This window comes from Streptomyces sp. NPDC053076, assembly GCF_044546845.1.
In the GTDB taxonomy this organism is placed as follows: domain Bacteria; phylum Actinomycetota; class Actinomycetes; order Streptomycetales; family Streptomycetaceae; genus Streptomyces.
In genome coordinates this window covers 215,739-242,355 of record NZ_JBITZL010000001.1, presented here as the reverse complement: position 1 = coordinate 242,355, position 26,617 = coordinate 215,739, and the positions used below count along the sequence as shown (strand labels likewise).

General features: G+C 71.7%; 24 protein-coding genes. 12 read left to right on the top strand and 12 right to left on the bottom strand.

All coding sequences use genetic code 11. The features are described 5' to 3' along the window. Nucleotides 1–14 precede the first annotated feature (14 nt). From ACIGYR_RS00995 to ACIGYR_RS00980, 4 genes are all read left to right on the top strand, one after another. Complete coding sequence (locus tag ACIGYR_RS00995; RefSeq protein ID WP_399604726.1) at nt 15–641, top strand: DUF4232 domain-containing protein; 627 nt, start codon at nt 15–17, stop codon at nt 639–641. 12 nt (nt 642–653) lie between these two features. Continuing rightward, nucleotides 654–1,253 carry a histidine phosphatase family protein gene (locus tag ACIGYR_RS00990; RefSeq protein ID WP_399604728.1) on the top strand — a complete coding sequence of 200 codons (600 nt, stop codon included), beginning with the start codon at nt 654–656 and terminating at the stop codon, nt 1,251–1,253. Between the two features lie 86 nt (nt 1,254–1,339). Further along, the gene (locus tag ACIGYR_RS00985) at nt 1,340–1,960 is read left to right on the top strand and encodes a hypothetical protein (protein ID WP_391841423.1); all 621 of its coding nucleotides are present in this window, start codon (nt 1,340–1,342) and stop codon (nt 1,958–1,960) included. Nucleotides 1,961–2,013: 53 nt separating this feature from the next. Beyond that, complete coding sequence (locus tag ACIGYR_RS00980; protein ID WP_399604730.1) at nt 2,014–2,436, top strand: acyl-CoA thioesterase; 423 nt, start codon at nt 2,014–2,016, stop codon at nt 2,434–2,436. Between the two features lie 19 nt (nt 2,437–2,455). Here the strand turns inward: ACIGYR_RS00980 and ACIGYR_RS00975 are convergent, their stop codons facing one another. The 9 genes from ACIGYR_RS00975 to ACIGYR_RS00935 all read right to left on the bottom strand — a co-directional run bounded on the left by ACIGYR_RS00975 (nt 2,456) and on the right by ACIGYR_RS00935 (nt 10,474). Then, nucleotides 2,456–3,109, bottom strand: a complete 654-nt coding sequence (locus tag ACIGYR_RS00975; protein WP_399604732.1) for a TMEM175 family protein — start codon at nt 3,107–3,109, stop codon at nt 2,456–2,458. Between the two features lie 83 nt (nt 3,110–3,192). Next, the gene (locus ACIGYR_RS00970; RefSeq protein WP_391841417.1) at nt 3,193–4,560 is read right to left on the bottom strand and encodes a nucleobase:cation symporter-2 family protein; all 1,368 of its coding nucleotides are present in this window, start codon (nt 4,558–4,560) and stop codon (nt 3,193–3,195) included. A 269-nt stretch (nt 4,561–4,829) separates the two neighbouring features. Continuing rightward, complete coding sequence (locus ACIGYR_RS00965) at nt 4,830–6,215, bottom strand: 8-oxoguanine deaminase (protein ID WP_399604734.1); 1,386 nt, start codon at nt 6,213–6,215, stop codon at nt 4,830–4,832. A gap of 72 nt (nt 6,216–6,287) precedes the next feature. Then, complete coding sequence (locus tag ACIGYR_RS00960) at nt 6,288–7,706, bottom strand: nucleobase:cation symporter-2 family protein (protein WP_399604736.1); 1,419 nt, start codon at nt 7,704–7,706, stop codon at nt 6,288–6,290. A gap of 64 nt (nt 7,707–7,770) precedes the next feature. Then, the gene (gene pucL, locus ACIGYR_RS00955; RefSeq protein WP_399604738.1) at nt 7,771–8,694 is read right to left on the bottom strand and encodes a factor-independent urate hydroxylase; all 924 of its coding nucleotides are present in this window, start codon (nt 8,692–8,694) and stop codon (nt 7,771–7,773) included. 3 nt (nt 8,695–8,697) lie between these two features. After that, the gene (gene uraH / locus ACIGYR_RS00950) at nt 8,698–9,093 is read right to left on the bottom strand and encodes a hydroxyisourate hydrolase (protein WP_391841409.1); all 396 of its coding nucleotides are present in this window, start codon (nt 9,091–9,093) and stop codon (nt 8,698–8,700) included. A 4-nt stretch (nt 9,094–9,097) separates the two neighbouring features. Then, complete coding sequence (gene uraD, locus ACIGYR_RS00945) at nt 9,098–9,610, bottom strand: 2-oxo-4-hydroxy-4-carboxy-5-ureidoimidazoline decarboxylase (protein ID WP_391841407.1); 513 nt, start codon at nt 9,608–9,610, stop codon at nt 9,098–9,100. 241 nt (nt 9,611–9,851) lie between these two features. Continuing rightward, complete coding sequence (locus tag ACIGYR_RS00940) at nt 9,852–10,214, bottom strand: helix-turn-helix domain-containing protein (RefSeq protein WP_399604741.1); 363 nt, start codon at nt 10,212–10,214, stop codon at nt 9,852–9,854. Continuing rightward, the gene (locus ACIGYR_RS00935; protein ID WP_391841403.1) at nt 10,211–10,474 is read right to left on the bottom strand and encodes a hypothetical protein; all 264 of its coding nucleotides are present in this window, start codon (nt 10,472–10,474) and stop codon (nt 10,211–10,213) included. The genes ACIGYR_RS00940 and ACIGYR_RS00935 overlap by 4 nt, the downstream gene beginning before the upstream one ends. Nucleotides 10,475–10,622: 148 nt before the next feature. On the opposite strand from ACIGYR_RS00935, the gene ACIGYR_RS00930 reads away from it, so the two are divergent. The 4 genes from ACIGYR_RS00930 (at nt 10,623) to ACIGYR_RS00915 (ending at nt 14,683) form a co-directional block, all read left to right on the top strand. Next, on the top strand, nt 10,623–11,471 hold the full coding sequence (locus ACIGYR_RS00930) for a TIM barrel protein (RefSeq protein WP_399604743.1): 849 nt from the start codon (nt 10,623–10,625) through the stop codon (nt 11,469–11,471). Nucleotides 11,472–11,512: 41 nt separating this feature from the next. Then, on the top strand, nt 11,513–12,406 hold the full coding sequence (locus ACIGYR_RS00925; protein WP_391841400.1) for a 2-hydroxy-3-oxopropionate reductase: 894 nt from the start codon (nt 11,513–11,515) through the stop codon (nt 12,404–12,406). Between the two features lie 173 nt (nt 12,407–12,579). Then, nucleotides 12,580–14,043: a catalase gene (locus tag ACIGYR_RS00920; protein ID WP_399604745.1), complete on the top strand. Its 1,464-nt coding sequence runs from the start codon at nt 12,580–12,582 to the stop codon at nt 14,041–14,043. Between the two features lie 406 nt (nt 14,044–14,449). Next, nucleotides 14,450–14,683 carry a hypothetical protein gene (locus ACIGYR_RS00915; RefSeq protein ID WP_391841397.1) on the top strand — a complete coding sequence of 78 codons (234 nt, stop codon included), beginning with the start codon at nt 14,450–14,452 and terminating at the stop codon, nt 14,681–14,683. A 502-nt stretch (nt 14,684–15,185) separates the two neighbouring features. Here the strand turns inward: ACIGYR_RS00915 and gcl are convergent. After that, nucleotides 15,186–16,973: a glyoxylate carboligase gene (gcl, locus tag ACIGYR_RS00910; protein ID WP_399604747.1), complete on the bottom strand. Its 1,788-nt coding sequence runs from the start codon at nt 16,971–16,973 to the stop codon at nt 15,186–15,188. 250 nt (nt 16,974–17,223) lie between these two features. Between gcl and ACIGYR_RS00905 the strand changes: the two genes are divergently transcribed. After that, nucleotides 17,224–18,054: a hypothetical protein gene (locus tag ACIGYR_RS00905; protein WP_399604748.1), complete on the top strand. Its 831-nt coding sequence runs from the start codon at nt 17,224–17,226 to the stop codon at nt 18,052–18,054. Nucleotides 18,055–18,150: 96 nt separating this feature from the next. Here ACIGYR_RS00905 and ACIGYR_RS00900 read toward each other — a convergent pair whose 3' ends face one another. Both ACIGYR_RS00900 and ACIGYR_RS00895 read right to left on the bottom strand, forming a co-directional pair. Further along, on the bottom strand, nt 18,151–19,743 hold the full coding sequence (locus ACIGYR_RS00900) for an AMP-binding protein (protein ID WP_399604750.1): 1,593 nt from the start codon (nt 19,741–19,743) through the stop codon (nt 18,151–18,153). Continuing rightward, nucleotides 19,740–21,410, bottom strand: a complete 1,671-nt coding sequence (locus ACIGYR_RS00895; protein ID WP_399604752.1) for an AMP-binding protein — start codon at nt 21,408–21,410, stop codon at nt 19,740–19,742. Before ACIGYR_RS00895 ends, ACIGYR_RS00900 begins: the two co-directional genes overlap by 4 nt. 114 nt (nt 21,411–21,524) lie before the next feature. Here ACIGYR_RS00895 and ACIGYR_RS00890 point away from each other — a divergent pair, with 114 nt between their 5' ends. From ACIGYR_RS00890 to ACIGYR_RS00880, 3 genes are all read left to right on the top strand, one after another. Next, a complete protein-coding gene (locus tag ACIGYR_RS00890) occupies nt 21,525–22,355 on the top strand; it encodes a response regulator transcription factor (protein WP_399604754.1) in 831 nt (276 codons plus the stop codon). 153 nt (nt 22,356–22,508) lie between these two features. Beyond that, nucleotides 22,509–25,439, top strand: a complete 2,931-nt coding sequence (locus ACIGYR_RS00885; protein ID WP_399604756.1) for an AAA family ATPase — start codon at nt 22,509–22,511, stop codon at nt 25,437–25,439. A 242-nt stretch (nt 25,440–25,681) separates the two neighbouring features. After that, entirely contained in the window at nt 25,682–26,473 is a 792-nt protein-coding gene (locus tag ACIGYR_RS00880) for a S1 family peptidase (protein WP_399604758.1), read from the top strand. Nucleotides 26,474–26,617 lie beyond the last annotated feature (144 nt).

Below are 26,617 nucleotides of genomic sequence, written 5' to 3'. Positions count from 1 at the left end.
TTCCAGGGGGAACGATGCCCGCGACGACCCGACGGGCCGGCGGCCTCGCCGCGCTCACGGCCGGCCTGACGCTGACGGCCGCCGGCCTGACACTGACGGGCTGCGACACCACCACGACGGCCGCACCGGACGCCACCGCACCACCCTGCCGGACCGCGTCCCTCACATGGACGCTGTCCCTCCTCGACGACACCGGCAGCGGCAGCGGCAGCGGCAGCGGCAGCGGCAGCGGCAAGGAGAAGGGGCACGGGGGACCCCGGCCCAACGCGCGGCTCATCGCCGTCAACAAGGGCTCCGCCCCCTGCGTGTTCGCGGGTTACCCGAGCCTGGAGATCCACAACGGCAAGGCGGAGAGCATCGAGGGAGCCGGTCCCGGACACCCCGCGGCCCTCCCCCTGTCCGCCAAGGCGGCCGTCACCGTGGACCTGCGCTACACGCCCCGGGACACCAAGGGCGCGGACACCTGGTGCGTACGGCAGGGCGAGGCCGTCGTCCGGGCACCGCACGACACCGGCGACGCGGTCGTCCCCGTCACGGACGCGCGCGGGAAGGCCGCCACGCTCGATGCCTGCGGGGACACCATCGCCATGACACCCGGCCGTCTGGCGCAGTCCGCCCTGCGGACGGAGACGCCCCTGTGACACCGTGCCGTCATGGGTGACCTCTTTCTCGTCCGGCACGGGGAGACCGAGTGGTCGCGGTCCGGGCGGCACACCGGCTCGACCGACGTACCTCTCACCGAGCACGGGCGGGCGGAGGCGCGGCGGCTGGTACCGCTGATCCGCTCACACCGGATCGGGGCCGCCTTCGTCAGCCCTTTCCAGCGGGCCCGCGAGACCGCCCAGCTCATCGGCATCCCGGACGCACGGGTCGACGCCGACCTGCGGGAGTGGGACTACGGCGGGTACGAGGGCGTGACCACCCCGGAGATCCAGCGGAGCCGGCCCGGCTGGTTCCTGTTCACGGACGGTGTCGCGCCCGGCCCGCCGGACCACCCGGGCGAGACCGCGGAGCAGGTCGGGGAGCGCGCCGACCGGATGCTGGCCAAGGCCGACGCCGCCCTCGCCAACACCGAAGGGATCGTCGTGCTGATCGCCCACGGTCACTTCCTCCGTGTCCTCACCGCCCGCCGCCTGGGCCTCGCGCCCCGGGACGGGGCCCTCTTCCAGCTCGCGACGGGGACGCTGTGCCGCCTCGGCACCGAGCACGGGCGACCGGTGATCGCGGGGTGGAACATCCGGCCCGGGGAGTAGCGGGCGTTGTCAGACCCGGGCCGTACTCTGCGAAGGGGCCGCCCCCCGGCGGTCCGGCGGAGCGACGGCGCCGGAAGGAGCATCCCGTGACCCGACCACCGACCGCCGCGCAGCGGCGGCTGATCGAGGCCGCCGATCCGGTGACCGGCCGGCTGCGCGGTGGCGCGACCCAGCTCGCGGCGCTGGTGCAGCGGGGGCTCGCCTTCCGGCACCCCCGGCCGCCGCACGACCACTTCCTCACCCCCGCGGGCCACCGGATGCGGGAGGCGGTGCCCGAGGCACCGGCCGAGCCCGCTCCGGACACCGCCGTGTTCGCGGCCCGTGTCGGCGGCGAGGAGGAGCCGCCGGTGTCCGGCCCGGCCCGGCGGCGCGAAGTGCACGGCGCCTGGCAGGGGCTGCTGGAGCTGCGCCGGATGACCAATCCCGACGGCGCGGTGGACCGGCCGTGCGGGTGGGAGCGGGCGCACCTGGTGCGGGCCGCCGCGCTCGCGCTGGAGGCGGCCGGGCAGCGCCCGGCCGGCGGGGACACGGCCGGTTACCGGGTCCGGGCGACCCCGCAGCCGGAGGCGGTCGCGGTGTACGCGCCGGACGCGGAGGCGCTGGCGCTCTGCGCCGCGACGCTGGAGGGGGCCGGCTGGCAGGCCGGCGAGTACACCGAGCCACGGACGAGAGCGCGCTACCTGCTGGCCTCGCCGCGCCGGGTGTGACCGGCGTGTCAAGATCGGTCGAGCGCCGGAATCCCGTCCGAGAGGGGCAAGCAGTGACCGAACCGTTTTCCGTCCGTGTGACCGTCCGTGGCTACGAGACCGACACCCAGGGACATCTCAACCAGGCGGTGTACCTCAACTACGCCGAGCACGCCCGCTGGTCGCTGCTCCACGCGGCCGGGATCAGTCAGGCCCGGCTGGTCGGACAGGGCGTGGGCCCGGTCGCCCTGGAGACGACCGTCCGTTACCTGCGCGAACTGCTCGCCGGTGACGAGGTCGACGTCACGTGCGCGTTCGAGTGGGGCACCGGCAAGACCTTCCGGATCCGCCAGGAGATACGCAAGGCCGACGGCACCCTGGCGGCGGAGCTCACCGCGGTGGGCGGCCTCCTGAACCTCGCGGAACGCAAGCTGGTCGCCGACCCACGGGAGGTGTTCAAGGAACTGGCGACGGACCTCGCCCTGTTCGGCCTGTAGCCGGCCATAGACCTGAGACCTACGAGTCGGGCGACGTGCCCTGGTGCACGGCGGTCTGCGTCGCCGGATTCTTCCGGGTCGGCACCGGGACCTGGTTGAAGCCGTAGTACAGGGCGAGCAGGCCGTGCGCGGCCAGGGTCACCGGCGCGGAGACGAAGGCCAGGCCGACGGCCAGCGGGTAGCCCAGGGAGCCCAGCGCGAAGCGGATCCGGGTCGCCCGGGCCGCCGTGACGTCGACGTCGGCGTCGAAGAGGTGACCGGTACGGGTCAGATGCCACCACAGGGCCTGAAAGGCGAGGGCCATGACCACCATGACCAGGCTGTAGACGGCGGCCGCCGCATGCGAGGCGGTGCCCTCGCGCAGGTACTCGGCGAGCATCGCGGTCGGCCAGGGCACCGCCGACACGACCATGAGCAGCAGCAGGTTCAGAAACATCAGGGTCCGGTCGACCCGGGCCACATGGCTGAATATCTGGTGATGGTTGATCCACATGATGCCGACGACCAGGAAGCTCACCACGTAGGCGGCGTACGAGGGCCACTGCGCGCCCAGCGCGTGCCACAGACCGCCGTGTTCATCCGCTTCGGGCACCTTGATGTCCAGGACCAGCAGGGTGATGGCGATGGCGAACACGCCGTCGCTGAAGGCCTCGACACGGCCGGACTCGTTCATGACACCAAGATTGCACCACGGTGGGCGGGGACACGGCATGGTTTTCCGTACACCCGCCCACCCGGCCCCGCGTGCAGGGCAGTTCAGTGTGCGGCGGCGATCTCCTCCCCCGCCTCCATGGGATGGGTGACGTCCTGGGCCTCCTCGCCCCTGCCGAGGTGGTTGAAGAGGAGGTTGAGCACCACGGCCATGAGGCAGCCCGTGGAGATGCCCGAGTCCAGGACGATCTTCGCCGTCTCGGGGAACGCGTGGTAGAACTCCGGCGCGGTGATCGGGATGATGCCGACGGCGAGGGAGACGGCCACGATCAGGACGTTGTTGTCCCTGTCCAGGCCGGCCCGGACCAGGGTCTGGATGCCGCTCGCGGCGACCGAGCCGAACAGGACGACGCCGGCACCGCCGAGCACCGGGCGGGGCACGACCGCGATGAGCGAGGCGGCCATCGGGCACAGGCCCATCAGGACCAGGAAGCCGCCGCCGGTCGCGACGACGTACCGGCTGCGGATCCGCGTCATGGCCACCAGGCCGATGTTCTGGGCGAAGGCGCTGCACATGAAGCCGTTGAACAGCGGGCTGAGCGCGGAGCCGAGGGTGTCGGCGCGCAGTCCCGCCGCGATGGTCCTCTCGTCTGCGGGGCGTTCGACGATCTCGCCGAGCGCCAGCATGTCGGCGGTCGACTCGGTCATCGAGACCACCATCACCACGCACATCGAGAGGATCGCGGCGAGCTGGAACTGCGGGGCGCCGAAGTGGAACGGCGTGGGGAAGCCGACCACGTCGGCGTCGGCGACGGGACCGAAGTCCGTGACGCCGAACGGTATCGCGAGGAGCGTGCCGGCGATCAGGCCGATCAGGACGGCGATCTGTTTGACGAAGCCCCGGGTGAAGCGGCGCAGCAGCAGGACGATGAGCAGGGTGATGCCGGCGAGCGTGAGATAGGTCGTCGAGCCGTAGTCGTCGGCCCTGGGATCGGGGCCCTGCGCCCAGCCGAAGGCGACCGGGAGGAGGGAGACGCCGATCAGGGTGATGACGGAGCCGGTGACGACCGGCGGGAAGAAGCGGACCGCCTTGCAGAAGACCGGGGCGGCGAGGAAGCCGAGCAGGCCGGCGACGATGACCGCGCCGAAGATGATCGGCAGGGCGTCGGACTTGTCGTCGGTCGAGGCGACGATCGCGGTCATGGGGGCGACCCCGGCGAAGGTGACGCCGTTGACGAACGGCAGCCGGGCACCGATCTTCCAGAAGCCGAGGGTCTGGAGGAAGGTGGCGAGTCCGGCGGTGAACAGGCAGGCGCCGGTGAGGAAGGTCAGCTCGGTGGCGGACAGGCCGATGGCCGCGCCGACGATGAGCGGTGGTGCGACTACTCCGGCGTACATGGCGGCCACATGCTGCAGACCGCTGGTCGCCATTTTGAGGGCGGGGAGTTTCTCGTCAACTGGATGGGCGGCCACGGCGGCTCCTCCGGGCGGGTAACACGTCGTCGTCGACGTGGGTTTCATGGAGGTGGTGCGTGCAAGTGGTCGTGCGGGACCGTGACGGGGGTGGCGAATGAGCGGTGACGAGCGGTGTGGGGTGGCCGTCTCCGGAGCGCGCGTGCGCGCTCCGGAGACGACTGCCGTGGATCCCGCTCGGATCCACGGCCCCGGCCGTGAGCCGTCCCTCCCGGCCGGAGTCTGTTGAGGCCCTGCGATGCGTCAGCCCGGTGGGACCGGGCCGCGGGTCAGCTCTGCGCGGCGATCCGCGCCAGGCGCTGGGCCTCTTCGCGGGTCGAGCGGGCCACGGCGTCCTCGTCGACGGTGACCAGGCGGCCGTTGTCGACGATCTGCCGGCCGTTGACGAAGGAGGCGGTCACCGGGGCCGCGGCGCCGAAGACGAGCGCGGTCACCGGGTCGGCGATGGAGGCGTGGGCGAGCGTGTCCATCTTCCACAGCACCACGTCGGCCAGCTTGCCGGCCTCCAGCGAGCCGATCTGCCCGGCCCGGCCGAGCACCTGGGCGCCACCGAAGGTACCGAGCCGCAGCGCCTGGCGGGCGTTGAGCGCGGCCTCGCGGTGGGCGCCGAGGCGGTTGATCAGCAGGGCGTTGCGCAGTTCGGTGTGGAGTTCACCGGACTCGTTGGAGGCGGTGCCGTCGACGCCGAGGCCGACCGGGACGCCCGCCTTCAGCATGTCGGGGACGCGGGCGATGCCGGCGGCGAGGCGGGCGTTGGACGACGGGCAGTGGGCGACACCGGTCTTGGTGCGGCCGAATGCCTCGATGTCGGAGTCGTTCATGTGGACGCAGTGCGCCATCCACACGTCCTCACCGAGCCAGCCCGTGGACTCGAAGTAGTCGGTGGGGCCCATACCGAACAGCTCGTGGCAGAACTTCTCCTCCTCCACGGTCTCCGAGCCGTGCGTGTGCAGCCGTACACCGAGCCGGCGCGCCAGCTCCGCGCCCTGGCGCAGGAGTTCGGTGGAGACGGAGAACGGCGAGCAGGGGGCGACCGCCACCTGGGTCATGGCGTCGAAGGAGGCGTCGTGGTGCTTCTTGACGGTCTCCTCGGTCGCGGCGAGGGCACCCTCCAGCGTCTCGACGGCGAAGTCCGGCGGCAGGCCGCCGTCCTTCTCGCTGCGGTCCATCGAGCCGCGGGCCAGCGTGAAGCGGACGCCCATCTCGGCGGCGGCCCGGATGATCGAACCGGACAGGTCGCCGGAGCCGTGCGGGTACACGTAGTGGTGGTCCATGGCGGTGGTGACACCGCCCCGGGCCATCATGGCGAGGGAGCCCTGCGCGGCCGCGTACGTCATCTGCTCGTCGATGCGCGCCCAGGTGGGGTAGAGCGCGACCAGCCAGTTGAACAGGTTGTGGTCGGTGGCCAGGCCCCGGGTGATCCACTGGTAGAAGTGGTGGTGGGTGTTGACCAGACCCGGCGTGGCCAGATGGCCGCTCGCGTCGATCCGGCGTACCACGTTCTCCACACCCTCGGGGGCCTTGCCCGCGCCCACCGCCTCGATCCGGTTGCCGGCGAGAACGAGGTACCCGGAGGCGTACTCCGTGTCGCCGGCGTCGACGGTCGCGATCGCGCAGTTGTCGATGACGATGCGCTGGTCTGCCGATGGTGCCATGGTGCTTCCTTGTCTTTCAGTGGCGGGCCCGTGAACCGAGGGGACTGTCCACGGGGAGGGCACGGCAGGACCCTAGGAGGATTTGAGTGCCGGAGCGGGCTGAGCGGGCCCGCGCCGGGTGCCGAGATGATGGAAGAAGAGATTGAGCAGGACCGCGACGAGCGCGCCCGCGCTGATGCCGGAGCCGAGCACGGTCTGCGCCCAGGCCGGGAAGTCGGCGTAGAAGGTCGGCGCGGCCAGCGGGATGATGCCGGCGCCGAGGGCCACGGCCACCAGGACGATGTTGGAGCTGTCGTCCAGGCCCGCCTCGGACAGCGTACGGATGCCGCTGACGGCGATCGAGCCGAAGAGCACGATGCCCGCGCCGCCGAGGACCGGCATGGGGACCAGGGAGACGACCGCGCCGAGGACCGGGAAGGCGCCGAGGACCAGCAGACTGCCACCGGCGACGGCGACCACGTATCGGCTGCGCACCCGGGTGAGGGAGACGACGCCGACGTTCTGGGCGAAGGCGGAGGTGGGGAAGCCGCCGAAGACGGGGCCGAGCAGGGTGGCGATGCCGTCGGTGCGCAGGCCGCGGGTGATGGTCCTCGCGTCGGCGCGGCGGTCGCAGATCTCGCCGAGGGCGAGCATGCCGGCACTGGACTCGGTCATCAGCACCAGCATCACGATGCACAGCGAGAGGATGGCCGCGGGCTGGAACTCGGGGGCGCCGAAGGCGAACGGGGCGGGGAGTGCGGCGACGGGCGCCGACTTCAGGCCGCTGAAGTCGGCCATGCCGAAGGGCATCGCGGCCAGAGTGCCGATGAGCAGTCCGAACAGCAGGGCGACCTGCTTGACGAAGCCCTTGCCGAACCGCTGGATCAGCAGGATGACGGCGAGGGTGAACCCGGCGAGCGCCAGGTGCCGCAGGGCGCCGAAGTCGGCGGCGGTCTTGTCGCCGCCCTGTGCCCAGCTCACCGGGACGGGCATCAGCGTGACGCCGATCAAAGTGATGACGACGCCGGTGACCAGGGGCGGGAAGAAGCGCAGGAGCCGGCCGAAGAACGGGCCGAGCGCCAGGCAGAAGGCACCGGCGACCATCACCGCGCCGTAGATCGCGGGGAGTTGGTGGCCTTTGCCGTGGGTCTCGGCGATCGCGAGGATCGGGGCGATGCCGGCGGAGGAGGCGGCGTTGACGAAGGGCAGCCGGTTGCCGACGATTCCCTTGACGCCGATGGTCTGCAGGATGGTCGCGACGCCGGCGATGAGCAGGCTCGCGGCGATGAGCCGGGTGCGGGCCGCGATGTCGAGTCCGCATGCCTGGCCGATGATGAGCGGAGGAGTGACGACGCCCGCGTACATCGCGGCGATGTGCTGCAGCGCGGCCGGGACGAGCCGCGAGAAGTGGAGCTTCTCGTCCACCGGGTGCACGGACGTGACGGCGTCCTCGGTGTGCACCGGTGGGGTGGAACACGGGGCTGTGGCGGGCCCCTTCGCAGGCTGTGCCATTTCGTTCCCTCCGGTGTTGCGGGCCCCCGGCCCGGGTGGCGGGGCCGGGGGCGCGCGTCCCGCGTCAGAGGTTGGTCATGTCGACCGGGATGAGGGCCTCACAACCGTCCCGCAGGATGGTGGCCTCGATGAGGCCGTAGGGGCGGTCGGCGGCGAAGTAGACCTCGTTGTCGTTCTTCAGGCCGAACGGCTCCAGGTCCACCAGGAAGTGGTGCTTGTTCGGCAGCGAGAAGCGGACCTCGTCGATCTCGCTGCGGTTGTTGATGATGCGCGAGCCCATCTGGTACAGCGTCTGCTGCAGGGAGAGGGAGTAGGTCTCGGCGAACGCCTGGAGCATGTGCTTCTTGACCTGCTCGTAGGACTTCTCCCAGTGGGGCATCTTCTGCTCGTCGTCGGTCCAGTTGAACCGCCAGCGGCCGGAGACCTGGGTCGCCAGGATGCGGTCGTACGCCTCCTGCAGGGTGGTGTACTTGTCCTTGACGTAGCCCCAGAACTCGGAGTTGGTCGAGTTCATCACGAGCAGGTCCTTCAGGCCGGAGACGACCTCCCACTTCTCACCGTCGTAGGTGATCTGGGTGACGCGGGTCTCCTGGCCCTTGCGGACGAAGGAGTGCTTGACCTCGTCGGCGCCGATGAACCTGGAGTTGGCGTCGGAGGTCTCGATCCGCTCCCAGGCGTACTCCTCGATGCGGATCCGGGCCTGCTGGATCGGCTCCTGCGAGGTGACGAAGTGCCGGGCGAGGTGGATGCCGAACTGCTCGGCGGACTCTATGCCGTACTCCTTGGCGAACGCGAACACCGTGTTCTTGGTGGTGTCGGTCGGCAGCACGTTGGCGTTCGAGCCGGAGTAGTGGACCTCGTCCATGTCGCCGCTCAGCGCGACGGAGACGTTGAGGTCCTTGATGTGGTGGGTGGCGCCGTCCCGCGTGATCTTGACGACTCGGTTCTCGGCCTTGCCGTACTGGTTCTGTCCCAGGATGGTCGGCATTCGCTAGCTCCCTCGGTAAACGGAGTAGCCGAACGGGTTGAGCAGCAGCGGCACGTGGTAGTGCTCGCCCGGGACGACGGCGAACGTGATCGCCACCTCCGGGAAGAACACACCAGGTCCGCTGTCCCGATTCGCGGGGGCGTCCTGCTGCGCATCGGCTTGCTTCTTCTCGAAGTACGGCTCCACGGCGAAGTCGAGCCGTACGTGGGTCGTCCCTTCCGGCAGGGCCGGCAGGTCCTTGCACCGGCCGTCGGCGTCGGTCGCGGAGTCGCCGAGTGCCTGCCAGTCCGCGTCCCGGCCCGAGCGGGCCGACAGGTGGATGGCGACGCCCTCGGCGGGGCGGCCGATCGAGGTGTCCAGGATGTGCGTGGACACGGAGGCGGTGGTGCTGGTGCTCATGGTGTCAGGCGTCCTCTTCGACGAGTCGGGCCAGTCGGATGCGGTTGATCTTGCCCAGCTCGGTGCGGACGATCTCCCGCTCCTGCTCCGGCGAGTTGCCGATCCGCTCCTTGACCGCGTCGCGCATCTGCTCGCCGGTCCGGCCGGTGGCGCAGATGAGGAAGACGTGGCCGAACTTCTCCTGGTAGGCCAGGTTGAGTTCGAGCATCTCCGCCTTGAGGTCCTCGGCGGCGCCGGCCATGCCGGCCTGCTCCCGCGCGGAGGTCGGGTCGCCGGGCTTGGGTCGCCCGATCGGCGGGTGCCCGGCCATCGCCTCCGCCAGGTCCGCGGAGGACAGTTGGGCCATGGCCGTGTCACTCGCGGTGTAGAGGTCCTCCGCGGTGGCGTAGGGGCGGGCGGCGAGCAGTCTGCGGCCCCACTCGGTGGAGGCGCACGCCTCGTGGAGGGCGACGAGGGCCGCGCGCTCCTCCAGATCGTTGAACCGGGCCAGGCCCGGGGGCGTGGAAGTCGACGTCACGGGAGCCTCCGTGGCCGCGATGGGCCTTCGTGCTGAACGGGCTGCCGATAGCTAACGCCCTCGGAAACATCACGTCAACACTTTGTTGAAAATTCCGCGTAAGAAGCCGAGCCGGACGCAGGGGACCGCGCGACGGCCGGGCGACGGCACTCCCCGAGGGGCGCGGGGAACCGCGCGACCAGCCACGACGGCGCGGTGGCGGCCCGGCCGAAGACCCCCGAACGGCGCCCCCAGCGGAGCGCTACGCGCCCTTCTCCCGGTTGAGGTAGTTGTAGACCGTGAAGCGGCTGACGCCGAGCGCGCTCGCCACGGTCTCCACCCCGTGCCGCACGGCGAACGCGCCGCGCGCCTCCAGGATCCGTACGACCTCCTGCTTGGCTTTGCGGTCCAGGTCGGCCAGCGGCCGGCCCTCCCGGCGCTCCATGGCGGCCAGGATGTGATCCAGGGAGTCGGCGAGCTGGGGCAGGCGCACGGCGACGACGTCGACGCCCTCCCAGGCGAGGACGACATCCTCGGGGCCGGCCTCGTCGGCCGGGAGTATCGACGCGCCCATGGCGTCGACCAGCGGCTTCACCGCTGTGATGAAGGGCTCTTCCCCGGTCATCTATCGCCCTCCCCGATCCCGTCGTCGATCACGTTGACCTGGAGCGAGACCCGGGTGGCTCCGGCCTCCAGGGACTTGCGCAGCAGCGCGTCCACCGCGGTGAGCACGCGGTCGGCAGCACCCTCGGCCGTGTTGCCGAAGGGGCCGACGTCGACCGCGTCCAGCTCGGCCGTCTCGATGACCTCCCGCGCCACCAGGGCGTGCGCGGGCGCCTCGTCCAGGTCGAAGGGTTCGGTCGTGAACTCCACTCTCAATCGCACGCGCTCAACCTAACGCCCGGCGGGGCTTTTCGGGCGGCCGGTGACGGACCCCCCTTGACAAGCGCGGACACCCGACGGCAATCTTCCATTACGCAGAAACGAACTTCCGCATTACGGAATCTCAACCACGGAAGGGAGCGCGGCCCGAATGCCAGGTTTTGGATGGAGCACCGCCGCAGACCAGCGCTTCAACGTCAACCTGTCGATCCTCTTCACGGAACTCCCGCTCCTGGAGCGTCCCGCGGCCGCCGCCGCGGCGGGCTTCTCCGCGGTCGAGCTGTGGTGGCCCTGGGTCGACTCCCCCACCCCCGAGCAGTCCGAGCTCGACGCCCTGAAAAAGGCGATCGAGGACGCGGGCGTCCAGCTCACGGGACTGAACTTCTACGCCGGACAGCTGCCGGGCCCGGACCGCGGCGCCCTGTCGATCCCCGGTGAGGAGTCGGAGCGGTTCCGCGCCAACCTCGATGTGGCCGTCGCCTTCGGCCGATCCCTGGGCTGCACGACGTTCAACGCCCTGTACGGCAACCGCGTCGAGGGCGTGGACCCGGCCGAGCAGGACGCGCTCGCCCTGGAGAACCTGGTCCTCGCGGCCAGGGCCGTCGGCAGGGTCGGCGGGACCATCCTGATCGAGGCCCTCAACGCGCCCGAGTCGCCGAAGTGCCCGATCGTGAGCGCGCCCAAGGCGATCGAGATCGTGGACAAGGTCAACGCGGCGACGGGCCTCGGGAACGCCAAGTTCCTGATGGACCTCTACCACCTCTCCATGAACGGCGAGGACCTGCCCTCGGTGATCGAGCGGTACGCGGCGAAGACCGGGCACGTGCAGATCGCCGACAACCCCGGGCGCGGCGCCCCCGGGACGGGTTCGCTGCCGCTGGAGGAGCTGCTCGGCCGGCTGAGGAAGGCCGGCTACGACGGCTGGATCGGCCTGGAGTACAAGGCCGGCGACCGCCCGAGCGCCGAGTCCTTCGCGTGGCTCCCGCGCGAAGCGCGCTGAACCCCCCGACTTTGCAGAGCAGTCAGAGAGGCACCCCCATCATGAGCAACACCCTTCCCAAGATCGCCTGGATCGGCCTCGGCATCATGGGCTCCCCCATGTCCGAGAACCTGATCAAGGCGGGCTACCAGGTCACCGGCTTCACCCTGGAGCAGGACAAGCTGGACCGGCTCGCCGCCGCCGGCGGCACCGCGGCCGGCTCGATCGCCGAGGCCGTGCGCGACGCCGACGTGGTGATCACCATGGTGCCCGCCTCCCCGCAGGTCGAGGCCATCGCCTACGGCCCGGACGGCATCCTGGAGAACGCGAAGCAGGGCGCCCTGCTGATCGACATGTCCTCGATCACCCCGCAGACCTCCGTGGACCTGGCCGCCGCCGCCAAGGACAAGGGCATCCGGGTGCTGGACGCCCCGGTGTCCGGCGGTGAGGCCGGCGCCGTCGAGGCCGTACTGTCGATCATGATCGGCGGCGAGCGGGCCGACTTCGAGCAGGCCAAGCCGGTCTTCGAGGCGCTCGGCAAGACCATCGTGCTGTGCGGTCCGCACGGCTCCGGCCAGACCGTCAAGGCCGCCAACCAGCTGATCGTCGCCGTGAACATCCAGGCGTGCGCCGAGGCCGTGGTCTTCCTGGAGAAGTCGGGCGTGGACCTGCAGGCCGCCCTGGACGTCCTCAACGGCGGCCTGGCCGGCTCCACCGTGCTGACGCGCAAGAAGGACAACTTCCTGAACCGCGATTTCAAGCCGGGCTTCCGCATCGACCTGCACCACAAGGACATGGGCATCGTCACCGACGCCGCCCGCAACGTCGGCGCGGCCCTGCCGGTCGGCGCCGTGGTCGCCCAGCTGGTCGCCTCCCTGCGCGCCCAGGGCGACGGCGGGCTGGACCACTCGGCCCTGCTGCGGGCCGTGGAGCGCCTGTCCGGCGCCCAGGTCTGACGAACCTCCCCGAGCTTCCGGGCCGCGGCGCCGCTGACACCTGTCCTGTCGCGCCCAGGCGTCGCCGCGGCCCGGAATCAACTTCAACAAACTGTTGACGCTCAGATCGCCCCACTCCTAGGCTCCACAAAGCGGAAACAGGTTTCCGCTGACACCCGCACGGAAGGTCCACGATGTCGAAGCGCGTGCTCACGACAGAGTCCGGCGCACCGGTCGCCGACAACCAGAACTCCGCCTCCGCCGGCGTCGGCGGCCCGCTCCTGATCCAGGACCAGCACCTCCTGGAGAAGCTCGCGCGCTTCAACCGCGAGCGGATCCCGGAGCGTGTCGTGCACGCCCGCGGCTCCGGCGCGTACGGCCACTTCGAGGTGACGGACGACGTCACCGGCTACACCCACGCCGACTTCCTCAGCTCGATCGGCAAGCGCACCGAGGTGTTCCTGCGCTTCTCCACGGTCGCCGACTCCCTCGGCGGCGCCGACGCGGTCCGCGACCCGCGCGGCTTCGCGGTGAAGTTCTACACCGAGGAGGGCAACTACGACCTCGTCGGCAACAACACCCCGGTGTTCTTCATCAAGGACCCGATCAAGTTCCCCGACTTCATCCACTCGCAGAAGCGGGACCCGTTCACCGGCAAGCAGGAGCCGGACAACGTCTGGGACTTCTGGGCCCACTCCCCCGAGGCCACGCACCAGGTGACCTGGCTCATGGGCGACCGCGGCATCCCGGCGTCGTACCGCCACATGGACGGTTTCGGTTCGCACACCTACCAGTGGACGAACGCCCAGGGCGAGGCATTCTTCGTCAAGTACCACTTCAAGACGAACCAGGGCATCCGCTGCCTGTCCGCCGAGCAGGGCGCCGAACTGGCCGGCCAGGACCCCAACTCGCACCAGACGGACCTGCTCCAGGCCATCGAGCGGGGCGTGCACCCGTCGTGGACCCTGCACGTGCAGATCATGCCGGCGGCCGAGGCGGCGGACTACCGCTTCAACCCGTTCGACCTGACCAAGGTGTGGCCGCACAAGGACTACCCGCTCCACCGGGTCGGCCGTCTGGTGCTGGACCGCAACCCGGACAACGTCTTCGCCGAGGTCGAGCAGGCCGCGTTCTCCCCGAACAACTTCGTGCCCGGCATCGGTCCGTCCCCGGACAAGATGCTCCAGGGCCGCCTGTTCGCCTACGCCGACGCCCACCGCTACCGCCTGGGCGTCAACCACACCCTGCTCGCCGTGAACGCTCCGAAGGCGGTTTTGGGCGGCGCCCAGAACTACGGCCGCGACGGTCTCATGGCGGTCAACGGCCAGGGCCGCGGCGCCAAGAACTACGAGCCGAACTCCTACGACGGCCCGGCCGAGACCGGCCGCCCGCTGGCGGCCCCGCTGGCGGTGGCCGGCTACACGGGCAGCCACGAGACCCCGCTGCACACCAAGGACGACCACTTCTTCCAGGCGGGCGAGCTGTACCGCCTGATGTCGGAGGAGGAGAAGTCCCGCCTGATCGCGAACATCGCCGGCGGCCTCTCGAAGGTCTCCCGCGACGACGTGATCGAGAAGAACCTGGCCCACTTCCACGCCGCCGACCCCGAGTACGGCAAGCGCGTGGAGGAGGCGGTCCGCGCCCTGCGCGAGGACTGAGCCCCAGGAACACACAAGCAGCGTACGGGATCTGACGGGAGGTCATGATCTCCGCACGCGGCCCGCGCAAGCCGCCGGACGGCCCGGATGAGGGGTGGCCGTACGGCGGTGTGCGCGGGCAGGGCGAGGACCGTGGCGGCGTGCGAGCCAGTGCGGTGGTCAAGGACCAGGTCCCCTTCTCGACCAGAGGGAAGGGCTCCCGGCTCCATCGCACCCGCCGCGGTCCCACCCAGCCCCCGACCGGGGGCCACCCGCCCCGTCCGGCGGCGCGAACGACCTGTCGCGCCCAGCCTCGCGCCGTCGGACGGACACCACGTGACACCGAAGCGCCCCCTGATCGAGGGGGCGCTTCGTGCTGTTCCGGCTCCGGCGTGCGCGGCGGCCGTATCCGCAGGACGCTGATCCCATGGCCAATCCGACCCACTACCCGCACATCGTGGTCCACGCGCCGGCCCTGGACGGCTCCCGGCGGGTCACCGAGGGCGACGTGACGCTGGGGATCGCCTCGCATCTGGACGACGTCGTGGAGATCCTGCGGCTCGCCGACCTGGACCGGATCGAGGTGGAGGAGAGCGACCTGATCGACTGGCAGGGCGGCGGCCCGGACGACTGGCCCGGGCTGTCGGAGCACGAGCTGTGACGACGGCGCGTACGGCAGCGGTCGTAGCCCGGCCGCGCAACCCTCAAATCAAGCTCTGAACACCGCCGCGGAGGCTTCGACATCGTCCCGCGACAGGGCACAGTGACGGCACACGGGGCCCGCCGGCACGGGGGTGGCGGGCCCCGCACGGGGGCGTCTCACACAGGCCGTACGGCGCCGCGGGGGTGCCTCACGGGCCGTACGGCGCCGCGGGGGTATCTCAGGGCCGTACGACGTCGCGGGGGTGCCGCACGGGCCGTGCGACGCCGCTTCCGATCCCGCCGGACCCGCAGGCCGCGCTCCGCACCGGGGCCACCGCGCCGCAGCGACCGGCGCCGTGCTCGGGGCGGCGCCGTGCCCGGACCTCGCGGGTGAGGGCGTCGCCGGTGAGGGCCGTCGCCCGTTCGGCCGGGCGGTCCGAGCGGCCGGGGACCGCGTCCGGGGCATGACGAAGGGGCGGCCCGTCCCCCCGGACAGGCCGCCCCCTCGTGTGTCAGGCGTGTCAGACCTTCAGCGTCTTGATCGACGTCGGCGCGTGGCCGGGCTCCGTGGCCAGGTCCTCGAACTCGGAGATGTCGCTGATGTCCATGGTGCGGCTCATCGAGATGTTGGTGATCCGCTCCAGGATCGCCTCGACGACGACCGGCACCTGGTGCTCGGCGGCCAGCTTCTTGGCCTGCTCGAAGGCGGCGCCCAGCTGGTCCGGCTCGGTGACCCGGATGGCCTTGCAGCCCAGGCCCTCGGCGACCTTGACGTGGTCGACGCCGTAGACGCCCAGCTCCGGAGCGTTGATGTTCTCAAACTCCAGGTTGACCTGGAAGTTGATGTCCAGGCCGATCTGCGCCTGGCGGATCAGGCCCAGGTAGGCGTTGTTCACCAGGACGTGGACGTAGGGGATCTTGTGCTGGGCGGCGACCGCCAGCTCCTCGATCATGAACTGGAAGTCGTAGTCGCCGGAGAGCGCGACGACCGGGGCGTCCGGGTCGGCCTTGGCGACGCCGATCGCGGCCGGGATGGTCCATCCGAGCGGGCCGGCCTGGCCGCAGTTGATCCAGTGGCGCGGCTTGTAGACGTGCAGCATCTGCGCGCCGGCGATCTGGGAGAGACCGATCGTGGTGACGTACCGGGTGTCCGGGCCGAACGCCTTGTTCATCTCCTCGTACACGCGCTGCGGCTTCATCGGCACGTTGTCGAAGTGCGTACGGCGCAGCAGGGTGGCCTTGCGCTCCTGGGTGGAGGCGATCCAGGCGGAACGGTCGGGCAGCCTGCCGGCGGCCTTGAGCTCCTTGGCCACCTCGACGAACAGCTCCAGGGCGGCCTTGGCGTCGGAGACGACTCCGTAGTCCGGCGGGAAGATCTTGCCGATCTGGGTGGGCTCGATGTCGACGTGGACGAACTTGCGCTCCCCCCGGTAGACGTCGAGCTTGTAGCCGGTGTGACGGTTGGCCCAGCGGTTGCCGATGCCGAGGACGAAGTCCGACTCCAGGAAGGTGGCGTTGCCGTACCGGTGCGAGGTCTGCACGCCGACCATGCCGGCGTTCAGCTCGTGGTCGTCGGCCAGCGCGCCCCAGCCCATCAGGGTCGGGATGACGGGGGTCCGGGTCAGCTCGGCGAACTCGGCCAGCAGGTCGGAGGCGTCGGCGCCGATGATCCCGCCGCCCGCGACGATGACGGGGCGCTCGGAGTCCAGCAGGAAGGAGATGGCCTTCTCGATCTGGGCGCGGGTCGCGGCCGGCTTGTAGACCGGGAGCGGCGCGTACGTCTCGGGGTCGAACTCGATCTCGGTGAGCTGGACGTCGATCGGCAGGTCGATGAGGACCGGACCGGGACGGCCGGAGCGCATCAGGTGGAACGCCTGCTGGAAGACGCCGGGGACCTGTGCGGCCTCCAGGACGGTGACCGCCATCTTGGTGACCGGCTTGGCGATCGAGGCGATGTCGACGGCCTGGAAGTCCTCCTTGTGGATCACATGGGTGGGCGCCTGGCCCGTGATGCACAGGATCGGGATGGAGTCACCGATGGCCGAGTACAGGCCGGTGATCATGTCGGTGCCGGCCGGGCCGGAGGTGCCGATGCAGACGCCGATGTTGCCCGGCGTGGTGCGGGTGTAGCCCTCGGCCATGTGCGAGGCACCCTCGACATGGCGGGCGAGGGTGTGGCTGATGCCCCCGCCCTCTTTGAGGGCCTTGTAGAAGGGGTTGATCGCGGCGCCCGGCACACCGAAGGCGTCGGTGACGCCCTCGCGCTTGAGGATCTCAACTGCCGCGCGGGCAGCGGTCATACGAGCCATCGAGTACTCCTGCTTCGGCTTCTCGGATGCGTACTCCCGGCGCGCCCCGCGGTGAGCACAGTCTCCCGATTGTCAAACTCCGCAACGTTTTCCGTATTGCGGAACTTAGTTTCTACTATCTGGAAGCAATGTAGAAGGGTGGGCGAAGGTCGTCAAGAGCGGTCCGGAGAGCGGGAAGCACCGGACAGGAGTGGCCGGGGAGGAGCACCATGGGGAGCGCCGTCCCGACGCGACGCCTTGGAGTGGGGCCATGCCCGAGAGCGTGCCGGTGTGTTGTCCGGTCTGCCGGCGCGCACACCTCTACACCGCGCCGACGTATCCGTGCGTGTGCGGTGCGCCGATCGCCCCGCGACTGGATCCGGCCGCCGGGCCGGCCGTGGCGGAGCACCGCGCCTGGGACGACGAGTGGCTCACCGTGGTGTGCGCCGGCTGCGGGCGCCCCGGCCACTGGCCCCATCCGGAACTGGGCTGCCCGTGCGGCACCGTGCTGCGCATTCCGGTGGCGAGAGGGCGCTCCGACGGCACGGCGGCGGGAGGTGGGCCGGTCGTGGCCGCCGCGGCGGACCCCCTCCCCGCAGCGGCCGCCGACGGGGCACCCGCCGTCGACCGGGCGCCGGCCGGCGGCACCCGGGACTCCGGTGACGCGCCCGGACCGGCCGGGCACCGTGCCCCGTTCCGGCCCCGCGCCATCCGCACCGCCCGCGACGCGGTCACCACCGCCGCGCTCTATCTGCGCTGGCTCGGTTACCGGGACATCCGCCGCGCCGACCAGCGGCCCCCGAGCGGTATCGGGCTCGCGGCCCGTGGGCTCCTCGCGCAGGTGGACCCGAGCGTGCGGCCGGCCGCGCCCCGGGACGTGGAGTGCCTGTGGCTGACGGCGATGACCGAGTCCGCGCGATGCGTGTACTTCTCCCTCGCCGGGTACACCGACGCCGCCCGGACCGGAGCGGGCACGCTGGGGATCCCGCTGTTCCTGCTCGACCTGGCGGGCGTCCCGCAGCCGGTGAACGGCACCGCCGCCACCCTGCACGCCACGGGCGCGCCGACGCCGGGCACCAGGGCCCGGGACGGGCGGCCCTGACACCGTCTCCCGACGAGCCGGGCCGGGTGTGCCGCCGACACCAGGCCGGCCCGGGGCCGCCGCGGAACACTCGGCGGGTGCTCCGCGCCGGCGGTCTCACGCCCCGTACCGCTCCCGCAGTTCCACCTTGCGCACCTTCCCCGACACGGTCATCGGGAAGGAGTCGAGGAGCTGGAGGCGGCTGGGCACCTTGTAGTGGGCCAGCCGCCCGGCGCAGTAGGCGCGCAGCTCCTCCAGGGTGAGCGGGTCGGCCGCGTCGCCCGGGATGACACAGGCGAGGACCTCCTCGCCGTACCGCTCGTGCGGCACCCCCACGACCTGGACGTCCCGGATCTTCGGGTGGGTGTAGAGGAACTCCTCGACCTCGCGGGGGTAGATGTTCTCGCCACCCCGGATGATCATGTCCTTGATCCGGCCGACGATCTCGACGTACCCGTCCTCGCGCATCACCGCGAGGTCCCCCGTGTGCATCCAGCGGCCCGCGTCGATCGCCTCGGCCGTCTTCTCCGGCTCGTTCCAGTAGCCCAGCATCACGCCGTAGCCGCGCGTGCACAGCTCACCGGCCTCGCCGCGGGGCCGGGTCACCCCGGTGGCCGGGTCGACCACCTTGACCTCGACGTGCGGCAGGACCCGGCCGACCGTGCCGGTGCGGTGCTCCAGGTCGTCGTCCATGCGGGTCTGGAGCGAGACGGGGGACGTCTCGGTCATGCCGTAGCAGATGGAGACCTGCTCCATGTGCATCTCGGCGACCACCCGCTTCATCACCTCCACCGGGCAGGGCGAGCCCGCCATGATGCCGGTGCGCAGGGTGGAGAGGTCGTAGGAGGCGAAGTCCGGGAGGTTCAGCTCCGCGATGAACATGGTCGGGACGCCGTACAGGGACGTGCACCGCTCCCGTCGCACCGCCTCCAGCGTCGCCCGCGGGTCGAAGGACGGGCCCGGGATCACCACGCAGGCGCCGTGCGAGGTGGCCGCCAGGTTTCCCATGACCATGCCGAAGCAGTGGTAGAAGGGCACCGGGACGCAGATCCGGTCCCGCTCGGTGTAGGCGATCGACTCCCCCACGAAGTAGCCGTTGTTGAGGATGTTGTGGTGGGAGAGGGTGGCGCCCTTGGGGAAGCCCGTCGTGCCCGAGGTGTACTGGATGTTGATCGGGTCGTCGCAGGACAGCTCCGCGAACGGGGCGTCGGTGGCCTCGCGCGCGAGCAGCGCCTCCCAGCTCGGGTCCCCGATGTAGACGGTCTCCCGCAACCGAGGGCAGCCGGCGCGCACTTCCTCGACCATCGCCCGGTAGTCGCTCGTCCGGTGGCGGAGGGAGGCGACGAGGAAGGAGACACCCGCCTGGCCGAGGACGTACGCGACCTCGTGCGTGCGGTAGGCCGGGTTGATGTTCACCATGATCGCGCCGATGCGGGCGGTGGCGTACTGGACCAGCACCCACTCCGGGCAGTTGACCGCCCAGATGCCCACCCGGTCGCCCTTGGCGACCCCGCTCGCCACCAGCGCGTGCGCCAGCCGGTCGACGTCGGCGCCGAATTCGGCGTACGTCCAGCGCCGCCCGGACGGCACGTCGACCAGCGCCTCGCGGTCGGGCCAGGCCGCGACGGCCCGGTCCAGGCTGGCGCCGATGGTGTCCCCGAGGAGCGCGGTGGTTCCCGTCCCGTGGCTGTACGACGGCCTGCCGGTCACCGGAAGTCCTCCTCGCGGTACTCGTCCTTCGAGCCCGCGGCCGTGGCCTCGCGCAGCTCGATCCGGCGGATCTTGCCGGACACGGTCTTGGGCAGGGCGGTGAACTCCAGCCGGCGGACGCGCTTGTACGGGGCGAGCACCTCGCGGGAGTGCTCGAAGATCGCCTTGGCGGTGCCGGGGCCGGGCTCCCAGCCCTCGGCGAGGACGACGTACGCCTTGGGCACGGCGAGCCGCAGCGCGTCCGGGGCGGGGACGACGGCCGCCTCGGCCACCGCCTCGTGCTCCAGCAGCGCGCTCTCCAGCTCGAAGGGACTCACCTTGTAGTCGGATGACTTGAACACATCGTCGCTTCGCCCGATGTACGTGAGATATCCCTCTTCGTCCCTGGCCGCGATGTCCCCGGTGCGGTAGTAGCCGCCCGCCATGGCCTCCGCCGTGCGGTCGGGATCACCGTGGTAGCCGGTCATCAGGCCGACCGGGCGCTCGGCGAGGTCGAGGGCGATCTCGCCCTCGGTGGCACCGGGAGCGCCGGAGACCGGGTCGAGGAGTTCCACCCGGAAGCCGGGGCTGGGGCGGCCCATGGAACCGGTCTTCAGCTGCTGGCCCGGGCTGTTGGAGACCTGCACGGCGGTCTCGGTCTGGCCGAAGCCGTCCCGGACGGTCACGCCCCAGGCGCGCCGGACCTGCTCGATGACCTCGGGGTTGAGCGGCTCGCCGGCGGCCACGGCCTCGCGGGGCGGGGACTGGAGCCGGCCGAGGTCGGCCTGGATGAGCATCCGCCACACGGTCGGCGGGGCGCAGAAGGTGGTGACGCCGACGCGGTCCATCTCGGCCATCAGCCGGGACGCGTCGAACCGGCTGTAGTTGACCACGAAGACGGTCGCCTCCGCGTTCCACGGAGCGAACAGGCTGGACCAGGCGTGCTTGGCCCAGCCCGGCGAGGAGATGTTCAGATGCACGTCACCGGGCTTGAGGCCGATCCAGTACATGGTGGCCAGGTGCCCGACGGGGTAGGAGGTGTGGGTGTGCTCGACCAGCTTGGGGTGGGCGGTCGTGCCCGAGGTGAAGTAGAGCATCAGCGGGTCGTCGGCCAGGGTCGGGCCCTCGGGGACGAAGTCGGCGGGGGCCGCGTAGGCGTCCTCGTACGGCTCCCAGCCCTCCTCCGGCAGACCGCCGACGGAGATCCGGGTGTAGGCGCCGGGTACGTCGGCGAACTTGGCGGTGTCCTCCGCCCGGACGATGACGTGCTTGACCCGGCCACGTGCCACGCGGTCGCGCAGGTCGGCCGGGCCGAGCAGCGGGGTGGCCGGGATGACCACCGCGCGCAGCTTCATCGCGGCCAGCGCGGTCTCCCACAGCTCGGCCTGGTTGCCGAGCATGACGAGGACGCGGTCCTCGGCGGCGACCCCCCGGTCGTGCAGCCACCGGGCCACCCGGGTGGACCGTTCGGCCAGCTGAGCGAAGGACAGCCGGGTCTCGGCGCCGTCCTCCTCGACGATGTGCAGCGCCGTGCGGTCGTTGCCGGCGGCGATCACGTCGAACCAGTCCAGTGCCCAGTTGAAGTGCTCGGGCCGTGGCCAGCGGAAGCCCTGGCAGGCGGTGGCATAGTCCTCGCGGTGTTCCAGCAGGAAATCCCGGGCCCCGCGGAACATCTCGGTCGCCGTCATCCATGTCCTCCTCAGTGCCGGACCATTGCCGGGCGGCTCTCTGGCATCGTCTAATCCGTGATGCAGGTCTCACTACCCCCGAACGGGGGTGTGGACGGCCGAAAGGGCGAACTCGTGACGGCAGACGCGGTGGAGGCGGTGGAGATCGGAGCCGCGCTGGCCCGGCTGCGGCGCGCGACTGGGCTTCCCGTCGCCTTCGGCGGCCTGGTGGAGTCCGGCCGGCCGCAGATCCGCATCAGCGAGCTGAGCGGCACGACCACGGCCGCGCTGCGCTCGCTCGCGGTGACCTCCGGCAACGGGCTCGGCGGCAAGGCGGTGGCGCTGGCCCGGCCCTGCGCGGTGCCGGACTACTCCCGTTCACGGCAGATCAGCCACGAGTACGACGTACCGGTGGCCGCCGAGGGCATCCACGCCGTGCTCGCGGTGCCGGTCGTGGTCCGGCGCCGGGTGCGCGGAGTGCTGTACGGCGCGCTGCGCTCGGCCCGGCCGCTCGGCGACCGCACGCTGGGCGCGGCGGTGGCGGTGGCGCGGGACCTGGAGCAGACGCTGGTGGTGCGGGACGAGACGCGCAAGTTGCTGGCGGCGGCCCGGCCGGAGCGGGCCACCGCCGATCAGGGGGCCGCCTGGGAACAGGTGCGCGAGGCGCACGCGGCGCTGCGGGCCCTGGCACCCCGGATCACCGAGCCGGGGCTGCGCGCCGAACTGCTGGCGGCCTGTGGATCGCTCACCTCGCCGCCGCGAGCCGGGGGCGTGAGGCTGGCGCCACGCGAGCTCGACGTGCTGTCCTGGGTGGCGGCGGGGGCCACCAACGCGGCGGTGGCCGAGCGGCTGGGCATCAGCCCGGAGACGGTCAAGGGTTATCTGCGTTCGGCGATGCGGAAGCTGGGCGCGCACACACGAGGGGAGGCGGTGACCGCGGCCCGTAGGGCGGGACTGCTGCCGTAGTCCGGGGGCGGTAAGGAAACCTGCCCATTCATCCGGTGTCGCTTTGAATTTCCCTCTGCTTGACCGTTTGTTATTTCCCTCACCACGGCTTCCGTCCGAATTTCAAGGATCGTTGCCTAGAATTTGGCCCGGACACGACACACGAGGGGAGCGGTGACCGTGCGACGGGACTTCCAGGAGCCTGCCAGGTGCCGCCCCGACCTGGTCATCGGCCGCGAGGACCTGTTCGCCGGCGGCCGTGAGCAACTCGCCTCGGGGGGCAGTGTGCTGCTCCACGGCCCCGCCGGAATAGGGAAATCCACCGTCCTGCGGGCATTGGCCGAGGAATACGGCGCCACCGCCCGTACCGTGTTGCGCTGCTCGGCGACCGAGTCCGAATCCCACCTTCCGTTCCTCGCCCTCGCCGATCTCCTCGGTCTGGTCCTCGACGACGTCTCCCCCGGCCTGCCCGCCGCACAGCGCACCGCCCTGGAGTCGGCGCTCACCGGCCGCGGCGAGTCCAGTCTGCAGCGCGACGGCCTCGCCCTGCGCCTGGCGGTGCTCTCCGCGCTGCGCGCGCTCGCCGCCCACGGCCCGGTCCTCGTCGTCGCCGACGACCTTCAGTGGCTGGACCCGGCCAGCGCCGAACTCCTCGGCTTCGCCGCCCGGCGCCTGGAGGGCACCCCCGTCCAACTGCTGTGCGCGGTCCGCACGGAGGGCCAGGAGAGCCAGGAGTACGACCGTCACCTGCGTGCCTGCCCACCGGACACCCTCGCGGTCCGGCTGGGCCCGCTCTCGCGCACCCAGGTCGCCCAACTGCTCGACCACCGCGGCCACGGCGGTCTGTCCCGCTCCACGGTCCGCGAGATCCATCGCACCAGCGGCGGCAACCCGCTGTTCGCCCTGGAACTCGGCCGTGCTCTCGCCGACAGCCCCACACCGCCCCGGCCCGGCGAGCCGCTGCCGGTGCCGACCTCGCTGCGTGCCCTGGTGCTCAGCCGCCTGGACATGCTCTCGGTGGAGGCCCGCCGCACCCTGCTGGTGGCCAGCGCCGGCGCCCGCCCCACCCCGGCGCTGCTGCACGCGGCCGGCCGGGACAACGCCGAGGCCGAGTGCGCCCAGGCCGCCGAACTCGGTCTGCTGGCCACCGAGCCCGACGCCCCGGCCGTACGGTTCGCGCACCCGCTGATCTCGGCCGCCCTGTACGCGGAGGCACCCGCGCACGAACGGCGGGCCGCGCACGCGGCGCTGTCCACCGCCGCCTCCGACCCGATCGAACGGGCCCGGCACCTGGCCCTCGCGACCACCGGCACCGACCCGGAGGTCGCCGCCCGGCTCGCCGGGGCCGCGACCCTCGCCCGGGACCGCGGGGCGCCGTCGGTCGCCGCCCAGCTGGGGCTGCTCGCCGCCCGGCACACCCCCGCCGACGGCACCCCGAGCCAGGAGGAGCGCCGGCTCACCGCCGCCGAGGACGCGATCACCGCCGGCGAGGTCGACCTGGCCCGGGACATCGCACGGGAGGTGCTGACCCGGGCCACCGTGCCCGCCGACCGGGTGCGCGCCTGGATCATCGTCATCGACACCGCCGGCCACACCATGGCCGAGGTCGACGCCGTCTTCCCGCAGGCCCTCGCCGACGCCGGCGACGACCCCCGGCTGCTGGCCCTGGTCCACTACCAGCTGGCCTGGCGGGCGCTGATCGTGGAGGGCGACTTCACCGAGGCCCGGGAGGCCGCCGCGCACGCCGCCGAGCTGGCCGCGCGCGGCACGGACCGGCGCACCGAGCTGCTCGCCCTCGCCTTCCAGGCGCAGACCGAGACCCTGATGGGCCATCCGGAGGCACCCCGCACCATCAAGCGGGCTCTTCGGCAGCCCCAGGACCCCCGGGTGGCGTGGCATCACAACGGCGCGGGCAGCGCCCGGTTCCGCTGGCTGGTCATGGGCGACCAGCTGGCCGAGGCCCGGGCCACGGTCACCGCGCTGCTGCGCGAGGTCCGCCGGCGCGGTTCGGTGGAGAGCGAGGTGCACTTCCTGCGCGGCCTCGCCGAGACCGAACTGCGCGCCGGGCACTGCGGGCGCGCCCTGGACCTGGCCCGTGAGAGCCTGCGGCTGGCCCGGGACTCGGGCATCGGCGAGACCGCGTCGGCGATGCTCACCTCGCTCGCGGAGGCGTCCGGCGGCGATGTGGACCGGGCGCTGGCGCTCGCCCGGGAGGCGGTGGAGCACGCCGAGGAGGACGGCGACCAGATGTACCTCTCCCGGGCGCTGGGCGCCCTCGGGTACGCCCAACTGGTGGCCGGGGACCCGGCGGGCACCGTGCGCTCGCTGCGCCGGGTGCGCAGCCTGGAACTGGGGCTCGGCATCACCGACCCGGCCCGGGGCCGCTGGCAGGGTGACCTCGCCGAGGCGCTGGTCCGGACAGGTGAACCCGCCGAGGCGCAGGACGTCATCGACGTCAGCCGGGAACACGCGCTGCGGCTCGGCCGGGAGAGTGTCCTCGCCGTGCTCGACCGGTCCGAGGCGCTGGTGCGCGCCGTCCAGGGGGATCTGGAGGCCGCCGTCGCCCAGCTGACGTCCGCTCAGGACCGGCTGGGCAAGCTCGGCTACGGCCTGGAGGAGGCACGGGCCGCGTTCGCGCTGGCCCGGCTGCGGAGCAGGCACAGCGCCGAAGGGGCGCGGCTGCGGCGAGAGCCCGAGCGCGCTCGGCCGCGGCGGACGGAACACGGTCGGGACCTCAGCACGGGCCCGGACGCCCCGGAGTCGCGGGCGGGCACGGCCGCGGCGGCCGTCGACGAGGCCACCCGGCTGTTCCGCCGCTGCCGGGCGCTGCCCTGGCTGCGCCAAGTGGACGAAGCCCTCACCACCCCCGAGCCGGAACCGGCACCGGCCGTGCCGAAGGCGCTGGACGCCCTGGACGCGCTCGCCGCGATGGAGCGTCAGGTCGCGGCGCTGGTCATGGAAGGCGCCACCAACCGGGAGATCGCGGCCCGGCTGTTCATCAGCGTGAAGACGGTGGAGGCGACCCTGACCCGGGTCTACCGAAAGCTGGGGATCCGCTCACGGGTGGACATCGTCCGATTGGCGGCAGGTCGACGGGCGCACTGAACACCGCTCTTGTTAACTGAACCGGACCGAGGGTTTTCCCTCACCCCAACCCCCTAGGGGGTTCCCTCATTGGGAGCCAAGGGTCCGGGTCCTAGCGTAAAGGGCGTGCCGCTCGCCCGGGCACACGGGGGTCGGTCCCTTCCCCGAGCTCTCGACTGCGCTCGAGCAGGGGGACCCCACCCGTGCACAACCCCCACACACCCGCGCGACCCCCACCGGTGCAACCCCCACTGAGGAGACTCATGTTCGGGCCCAGACGTGTGAGAAAGACCGCCGCGACCCTGGTGGCCTCCGCCGCCGCCGCGGCGACCGCGCTGCTCGCCTCCCCCACGGCGAGCGCCGCCCCCCAGCCCATCGTCGGAGGCACGACCACCACGACGACCGCGTACCCGTTCATGATGCAGATCACGGACGCGTCCCAGAACCAGTTCTGCGGCGGCACCCTGGTGGCGCCCAAGAAGGTCGTGACCGCCGCCCACTGCATGGTCGGGGAGTCCACGGGCAGCGTCCGCGTGGTCGGTGGCCGGACGTACCTGAACGGCACCAATGGCACGGTGAGCCGGGTCAGCAAGATCTGGGTCAACCCGGACTACACGGACGCCACGAACGGCGACGACGTGGCCGTACTGACCCTTTCGACGTCGATGCCGTACAGCGCGGCGAAGTACGTCACCTCCTCCCAGACCAGCGTCTACGCGGCCGGCGGCACGGCCCGGATCCTCGGCTGGGGCACCACCTCGGAGAACGGCGGCTCCTCCAACCAGCTGCGGACCGCGACCGTCCCGGTCGTGTCCGACTCCAGCTGCCGTTCCTCCTACGGTTCGGACTTCGTCCAGTCCGACATGGTTTGCGCCGGATACACCTCCGGCGGCGTTGACACCTGCCAGGGCGACAGCGGCGGTCCCCTGCTCATCGGGGGCGTCCTGGCAGGGATCACTTCTTGGGGCGAGGGGTGCGCGGAGGCCGGTTACCCGGGTGTCTACACCCGGTTGACCACCTTCTCGGACCTGGTGACCGCACAGGTCAACTCGTGACCCGGAAGATTTCCCGAGTACCCCTCGGGTGACGGCCAGGGGGCGGTGGGGGGGCCCCCCCCCCCCCCCCCCCCCCCCCCCCCCCCCCCACCCCCCCCCCCCCCCCCCCCCCCCCCCCCCCCCCCCCCCCCCCCCCCCCCCTAC

Bases quoted from the DNA above. Each gene is read 5' to 3' on its own strand.
- pucL (WP_399604738.1), bottom strand. From the start codon at position 8,694: ATGCCGACCATCCTGGGACAGAACCAGTACGGCAAGGCCGAGAACCGA.
- ACIGYR_RS00940 (WP_399604741.1), bottom strand. From the start codon at position 10,214: ATGACCGGGGAAGAGCCCTTCATCACAGCGGTGAAGCCGCTGGTCGAC.
- ACIGYR_RS00925 (WP_391841400.1), top strand. From the start codon at position 11,513: ATGAGCAACACCCTTCCCAAGATCGCCTGGATCGGCCTCGGCATCATG.
- ACIGYR_RS00995 (WP_399604726.1), top strand. From the start codon at position 15: ATGCCCGCGACGACCCGACGGGCCGGCGGCCTCGCCGCGCTCACGGCC.
- ACIGYR_RS00915 (WP_391841397.1), top strand. From the start codon at position 14,450: ATGGCCAATCCGACCCACTACCCGCACATCGTGGTCCACGCGCCGGCC.
- uraH (WP_391841409.1), bottom strand. From the start codon at position 9,093: ATGAGCACCAGCACCACCGCCTCCGTGTCCACGCACATCCTGGACACC.
- ACIGYR_RS00990 (WP_399604728.1), top strand. From the start codon at position 654: ATGGGTGACCTCTTTCTCGTCCGGCACGGGGAGACCGAGTGGTCGCGG.
- ACIGYR_RS00960 (WP_399604736.1), bottom strand. From the start codon at position 7,706: ATGGCACAGCCTGCGAAGGGGCCCGCCACAGCCCCGTGTTCCACCCCA.
- ACIGYR_RS00930 (WP_399604743.1), top strand. From the start codon at position 10,623: ATGCCAGGTTTTGGATGGAGCACCGCCGCAGACCAGCGCTTCAACGTC.
- ACIGYR_RS00880 (WP_399604758.1), top strand. From the start codon at position 25,682: ATGTTCGGGCCCAGACGTGTGAGAAAGACCGCCGCGACCCTGGTGGCC.
- ACIGYR_RS00895 (WP_399604752.1), bottom strand. From the start codon at position 21,410: ATGACGGCGACCGAGATGTTCCGCGGGGCCCGGGATTTCCTGCTGGAA.
- ACIGYR_RS00920 (WP_399604745.1), top strand. From the start codon at position 12,580: ATGTCGAAGCGCGTGCTCACGACAGAGTCCGGCGCACCGGTCGCCGAC.
- ACIGYR_RS00905 (WP_399604748.1), top strand. From the start codon at position 17,224: ATGCCCGAGAGCGTGCCGGTGTGTTGTCCGGTCTGCCGGCGCGCACAC.
- gcl (WP_399604747.1), bottom strand. From the start codon at position 16,973: ATGGCTCGTATGACCGCTGCCCGCGCGGCAGTTGAGATCCTCAAGCGC.
- ACIGYR_RS00965 (WP_399604734.1), bottom strand. From the start codon at position 6,215: ATGGCACCATCGGCAGACCAGCGCATCGTCATCGACAACTGCGCGATC.
- ACIGYR_RS00975 (WP_399604732.1), bottom strand. From the start codon at position 3,109: ATGAACGAGTCCGGCCGTGTCGAGGCCTTCAGCGACGGCGTGTTCGCC.